This window comes from Microcoleus sp. PH2017_05_CCC_O_A (assembly GCF_020738785.1).
Lineage (GTDB): Bacteria > Cyanobacteriota > Cyanobacteriia > Cyanobacteriales > Microcoleaceae > Microcoleus.
In genome coordinates this window covers 1-5,417 of record NZ_JAEQCB010000247.1, presented here as the reverse complement: position 1 = coordinate 5,417, position 5,417 = coordinate 1, and the positions used below count along the sequence as shown (strand labels likewise).

Annotated in this window: 5 protein-coding genes; 2 read left to right on the top strand and 3 right to left on the bottom strand. The window is 46.8% G+C overall.

Features of this window, described 5'->3' with window-relative positions; all coding sequences use genetic code 11:
• Positions 1-156: 156 nt before the first annotated feature.
• Positions 157-297: a hypothetical protein gene (locus tag JGK20_RS32885; protein ID WP_293186273.1), complete on the top strand. Its 141-nt coding sequence runs from the start codon at positions 157-159 to the stop codon at positions 295-297.
• Positions 298-630: 333 nt separating this feature from the next.
• Here JGK20_RS32885 and JGK20_RS32880 read toward each other — a convergent pair whose 3' ends face one another.
• Positions 631-777, bottom strand: coding sequence for a hypothetical protein (locus JGK20_RS32880; protein ID WP_293193436.1), 147 nt, complete (start codon positions 775-777; stop codon positions 631-633).
• Positions 778-911: 134 nt separating this feature from the next.
• Between JGK20_RS32880 and carB the strand changes: the two genes are divergently transcribed.
• Positions 912-4,223, top strand: a complete 3,312-nt coding sequence (gene carB / locus JGK20_RS32875; RefSeq protein WP_293219687.1) for a carbamoyl-phosphate synthase large subunit — start codon at positions 912-914, stop codon at positions 4,221-4,223.
• Positions 4,224-4,551: 328 nt separating this feature from the next.
• Here carB and JGK20_RS32870 read toward each other — a convergent pair whose 3' ends face one another.
• The gene (locus JGK20_RS32870) at positions 4,552-4,791 is read right to left on the bottom strand and encodes a DUF6737 family protein (protein WP_293233620.1); all 240 of its coding nucleotides are present in this window, start codon (positions 4,789-4,791) and stop codon (positions 4,552-4,554) included.
• 52 nt (positions 4,792-4,843) lie between these two features.
• The coding region (locus tag JGK20_RS32865; protein WP_293233618.1) for a Uma2 family endonuclease at positions 4,844-5,417 on the bottom strand (574 nt) is incomplete at its 5' end.

Sequence of the window (5,417 nt, the reverse complement as noted above, 5' to 3'; positions counted from 1 at the left end):
AATGATGTGACGTTCTGTTAGCTGCATTCTCAACCTCCTGACCACATAATACCATGCTTGATTACTTATGCTTACAAACTGAATGAAGTTTTACAATACTCGGCACATTCCCTCATCTAGTAGGTTGGAGAGGGGGAGAGGGGGAGAGGGGGAGAGATGGGTGCTAACTTAGATTGTCACATCCTTAGCGGGCGATCGATGTTTGCGGGTAGGGAAACGGCAGGGTGCGGTGTCCTCCCTCCATCTACCGCCCCTGCACGGCTGGATGTACGATTGTCACATCCTTGGCCGGTTTAGAGGGCAATTTCATCATCCCATCCGGTGGATTTTACCCGTTTCCCACAGTCAGGAGACGGTAGTACCCATTGGTATCAACTTAAGCCGTTAGCCCGCCAGATTCCTGCCGCCCACCCGCCAGCCCGCCAGGGACTCAAGTCCCTGGCTAATAGAAGACAGTCCTCTCAAAAAGGACTAATGAGTTCTTGAGTCCTCTTTGAGAGGACTTTCGCTTTGATGCAGGGGTTTCAGCCCCTGCCGGACTATCGGACTGCGGGTTTGACGTTAAGTTGACACTCCTTGGGTAGTGCCGTGTCCCTACCACGATCGCGCGCCAGACCAAGATTGTGTATATTACAGCACGATTTGACCGCAACACTTAAAATAGTCTGGATTTAGCGATCGACTGCGCCCTTTCCCCATCAATATTTCTCCTTCGCTGGCGGCGCCTGTCAGCCGGAGTCGCGAGGTTCCGCTTCCAAAATGCTGATAATGGTGCACAATTTCAAATTAACAACAAAACTTGCACTGTTTTGAGTAAGCTTTTGGTGGAACAGCTCAGAGAGCCTGTTTCTCAGAATGATGCAAAATATCAAATTTATCATCAATCCTGTCCAATTACCAATTACGAACCTATGCCCCGCCGCCAAGACTTAAAAAAGATTCTCCTGATTGGTTCCGGCCCAATTGTTATCGGCCAAGCGTGCGAGTTCGACTATTCGGGGACACAAGCTTGCAAAGCTTTGCGAGAAGAAGGTTACGAAGTAGTGCTGGTGAATTCCAACCCTGCAACGATTATGACCGATCCGGAAACTGCCGATCGCATTTACATCGAACCCCTAACGCCGGCCATCCTCGAACAAATCATCGCTAAAGAAAGACCTCAAGCAATTTTACCGACTATGGGCGGTCAAACAGCACTAAATTTAGCCGTTGCCGTTGCTAAAAATGGTGTTCTGGAAAAGTACAATGTAGAGTTAATTGGCGCTAAATTACCAGCAATTGAAATGGCCGAAGATCGGCTGTTATTTAAGGAAGCGATGGCACGAATTGGTGTGGCAGTTTGCCCTTCGGGAATTGCTAACAATCTCGACGAGGCCAAAGCAATCGGCCACCAAATCGGTACTTATCCGTTAATTATCCGTCCGGCTTTTACAATGGGCGGCACGGGAGGCGGGATTTCTTACAATCAAGAAGAGTTTGAAGAAATGGCCCAAGGTGGCGTTGATGCTAGTCCCGTATCGCAAATTTTGATCGAACAATCTTTGATCGGTTGGAAAGAGTACGAACTGGAAGTGATGCGGGATTTGGCGGATAATGTAGTGATTATTTGTTCGATCGAGAATCTTGACCCGATGGGCGTGCACACGGGCGATTCGATTACCGTCGCACCAGCCCAAACTCTGACAGACAAAGAATATCAGCGCCTGCGCGATGCTTCGGTGAAAATTATCCGCGAAATTGGAGTAGAAACAGGTGGTTCTAACATTCAATTTGCAGTCAATCCAGTCAACGGCGATTTCATTGTCATTGAAATGAATCCCCGGGTTTCTCGTTCCTCCGCCTTGGCCTCGAAAGCAACAGGTTTCCCGATCGCCAAAATGGCGGCAAAATTAGCAGTAGGTTACACCCTAGACGAAATTTCCAACGATATTACCAAGAAAACTCCCGCGTCTTTTGAACCGACAATTGACTACGTGGTGACGAAGATTCCCCGATTTGCCTTTGAAAAGTTCCCCGGTTCCGAACCGACTCTGACAACGCAAATGAAGTCAGTAGGAGAGGTAATGGCGATCGGGCGCAGCTTCAACGAATCTTTCCAAAAAGCACTGCGGGGATTGGAAACTGGCCGCGCAGGTTTCGGGTGCGACAAACCGGAAAAGTTGCCGAGTTTGGAACAAATTCGCGCCGGATTGCGAACGCCAAATCCCGATCGCATTTTTACAGTCCGCCACGCGATGATGATGGGAATGTCCGTGGAAGACATCTTTGAACTCACAGCAATTGACCCCTGGTTTTTGGATAAAATGCAGGAATTGCTGGAAGCCGAGAAGTTTTTGAAACGAACTGCGCTCAAACAGTTGACAAAAGACACAATGTTTGAAATAAAGCAGTTGGGATTTAGCGATCGCCAAATTGCTTACGCTACAAAAACATCGGAAGATGAAGTCCGCGCCTACCGCAAACAGTTAGGCGTCATCCCGATTTACAAAACAGTCGATACCTGCGCGGCCGAGTTTGAAGCCTTTACACCATATTACTATTCCACCTACGAAGCTGGAGCAGCAATTTGGGAATTGGGCGATGAAGAAAAGAAGATTTCGCCTGTCGGCCACAGTCTGGCGCCGGAGTCGGAAGTTTTGCCTTCTACTAAGCGCAAAGTCATGATTTTAGGTGGCGGCCCAAACCGGATCGGACAGGGGATTGAGTTTGATTACTGTTGCTGTCACGCTTCCTATTCCCTCGGGGAAGACGGGTTTGAGACAATTATGGTCAACTCGAATCCAGAGACGGTTTCGACAGATTACGATACAAGCGATCGCCTGTATTTTGAACCGCTAACCAAAGAAGATGTTCTCAACATCATCGAAGCGGAAAATCCGGAGGGAGTAATCATTCAATTTGGCGGACAAACGCCGCTGAAATTGGCGATTCCTTTGCAAAAAGCTCTCGAAAATCACCCCGACGTACAAACAAAAATCTGGGGAACTTCCCCGGATTCTATTGATGCGGCAGAAGACAGGGAAAGATTTGAAAAGATTCTGCGGGAATTGGATATTCAGCAAGCTGCTAACGGTTTGGCCCGTAGTTTTCAGGATTCCTTAATAGTAGCTCAACGGATCGGTTATCCAGTAGTTGTGCGGCCGAGTTACGTGTTGGGCGGGCGAGGGATGGAAATTGTTTATTCCGATGCGGAATTGGAACGCTACATGACTTATGCAGTACACGTAGAACCAGATCATCCGATTTTAATTGACAAGTTCTTGGAAAATGCGATCGAGGTTGATGTAGATGCGATCGCCGATGCGACTGGCAATGTCACCATCGGTGGTATCATGGAACACATCGAAGAAGCGGGCATCCACTCCGGTGACTCGGCTTGTTCCATCCCTTACCAAACGCTTTCTGACGCAGCTTTAGCAACAATCCGCCGCCAGACTATAGAACTAGCAAAAGCCTTGAAAGTCATCGGGTTGATGAACATTCAATTTGCGGTACAAGGCGAACAAGTTTTCATTTTGGAAGCTAACCCGCGCGCTTCTCGTACAGTACCTTTCGTATCCAAAGCAATTGGAGTTCCCCTAGCCAAAATGGCATCGCGAGTCATGTCTGGCCAAACTCTGGAAGCTTTAGGTTTTACTAAAGAGATTATACCAATTCACGTTTCCGTGAAAGAAGCCGTGCTACCGTTTGCTAAATTCCCAGGAACTGATACATTGTTAGGGCCGGAAATGCGATCGACTGGCGAAGTCATGGGAATTGACACAGATTTCGGCAAAGCCTTCGCCAAAGCTCAACTCGGTGCTGGCCAAGTGATGCCGCAGTCTGGAACTGTGTTGGTTTCGATGCGCGATCGCGATAAACTAGCAGTAGTACCAGTAATCAAGGAATTCTTGGAATTGGGTTTCAAAATAGTCGCAACCCACGGTACGCGCAAAGTTTTGCGAGAGCAAGGTTTAGACGTAGATTTGGAATTGAAGCTGCACGAAGGGCGGCCAAATTTGTTAGATTCGATCAAGAATGAGAAAATCCAACTAATTATTACCACACCTTCCGGCGAAGAATCCCGCGCTGACGGCATCTTTATCCGCCGCACAGCTTTGACTTACAAAATCCCGATTATTACCACCATAGCCGGTGCCAAGGCAACAGCATCGGGAATTCGATCGCTCAAATCGCATCCGATGGAAGTGAAAGCAATTCAAGACTATTACCCGCAAGTGTAGAGTTATAGCGGTTCTCAGAAAGATGAGGTACGTTGTTGGGCTTCAGCCCTCATGGTTTCAGTGGTTATATAACCTGTCAGTCATACCTCACCTTTTTGAGAAAGGCTATATTGTAGGGTGAGAAACACGGTTCGATCCTTAGACCACAGATCCCCCCTAGCCCCCCTTCTTAAGGGGGGGACAAGAAATGCTCAAAGTCTCTCTTCTTAAAGGGTAGATAGGAAATGCTCAAAGTCCCCCTTTTTAAGGGGGATTTAGGGGGATCTAGACTCGGCTATAAACCTACGATACTTATGGCACACCATACAAACTACGCACCGCCCAAAACCTAATCTGAATGAGAATCCAAAGCACCGCTAGACAGCATCAACCTCGGCCAAACCAACAAGAAAAATCCCATCCAAGCCAATAAAGGAATCGCGACTAAAACTGTTATCCAAACAGTTTTTAGCAAAAACCAACTACCAGAAATTAGACTTGTCCCTGTCAAAAGAATCGACCAAGGCTGACACCACCAAGGTTTGTAATTCCAAGGACTAACAGGTTTTTGTTCAGAAACAGTTTTCATATTTGCAGTGATTTTTTATAGATAATAACAGAGTTAGGCTAATCAACCTAATTTAAGCATACAGTACCTGTTCTGCTGTCAGCGTTAATTCTGGAAAAGTCCGAGACACAATTCGATCGCTGCCCTTAAACGTAGTTGTTTGATAATTACCGTCTGCATCCAAAAGGTGGACAAATACAGTCGCAACTTTCGGCTTTCCGATGAATTTTGAGCTAGCAATTCCCAAATAATCCACAACCCAATATTCTGAAATTCCGAGACGCTGATACTCATCAAATTTGTGAATATAATCGACATTCCAATTCATTGATGTTACCTCCACCGCCAACTGAATTGGTTCGCGCAAGGCAGCATAAGCCGAGCGGTCATATCGCCACAAATCGCGATCGATTACACTGACATCGGGTCTCCGCCCTTGTTCTACTCCAGCTTTATTTACAGTTCTGATAGCTGTTTGGCTTGTCACTACATAATTTAAGCTCAGATTTTTGATTTGAGCGTAAAAAGAGTCACGGATGTAGCCGGCAACATCAATATGATTTCGGGTTGAAATTATTTCGACAATTTCTCCATTTACCAGTTCATAGAGTCCATCTTCGGGACATTCTACAAGAAATTGGTCAAAG

Bases quoted from the DNA above. Each gene is read 5' to 3' on its own strand.
- JGK20_RS32870 (WP_293233620.1), bottom strand. From the start codon at position 4,791: ATGAAAACTGTTTCTGAACAAAAACCTGTTAGTCCTTGGAATTACAAA.
- carB (WP_293219687.1), top strand. From the start codon at position 912: ATGCCCCGCCGCCAAGACTTAAAAAAGATTCTCCTGATTGGTTCCGGC.
- JGK20_RS32885 (WP_293186273.1), top strand. From the start codon at position 157: ATGGGTGCTAACTTAGATTGTCACATCCTTAGCGGGCGATCGATGTTT.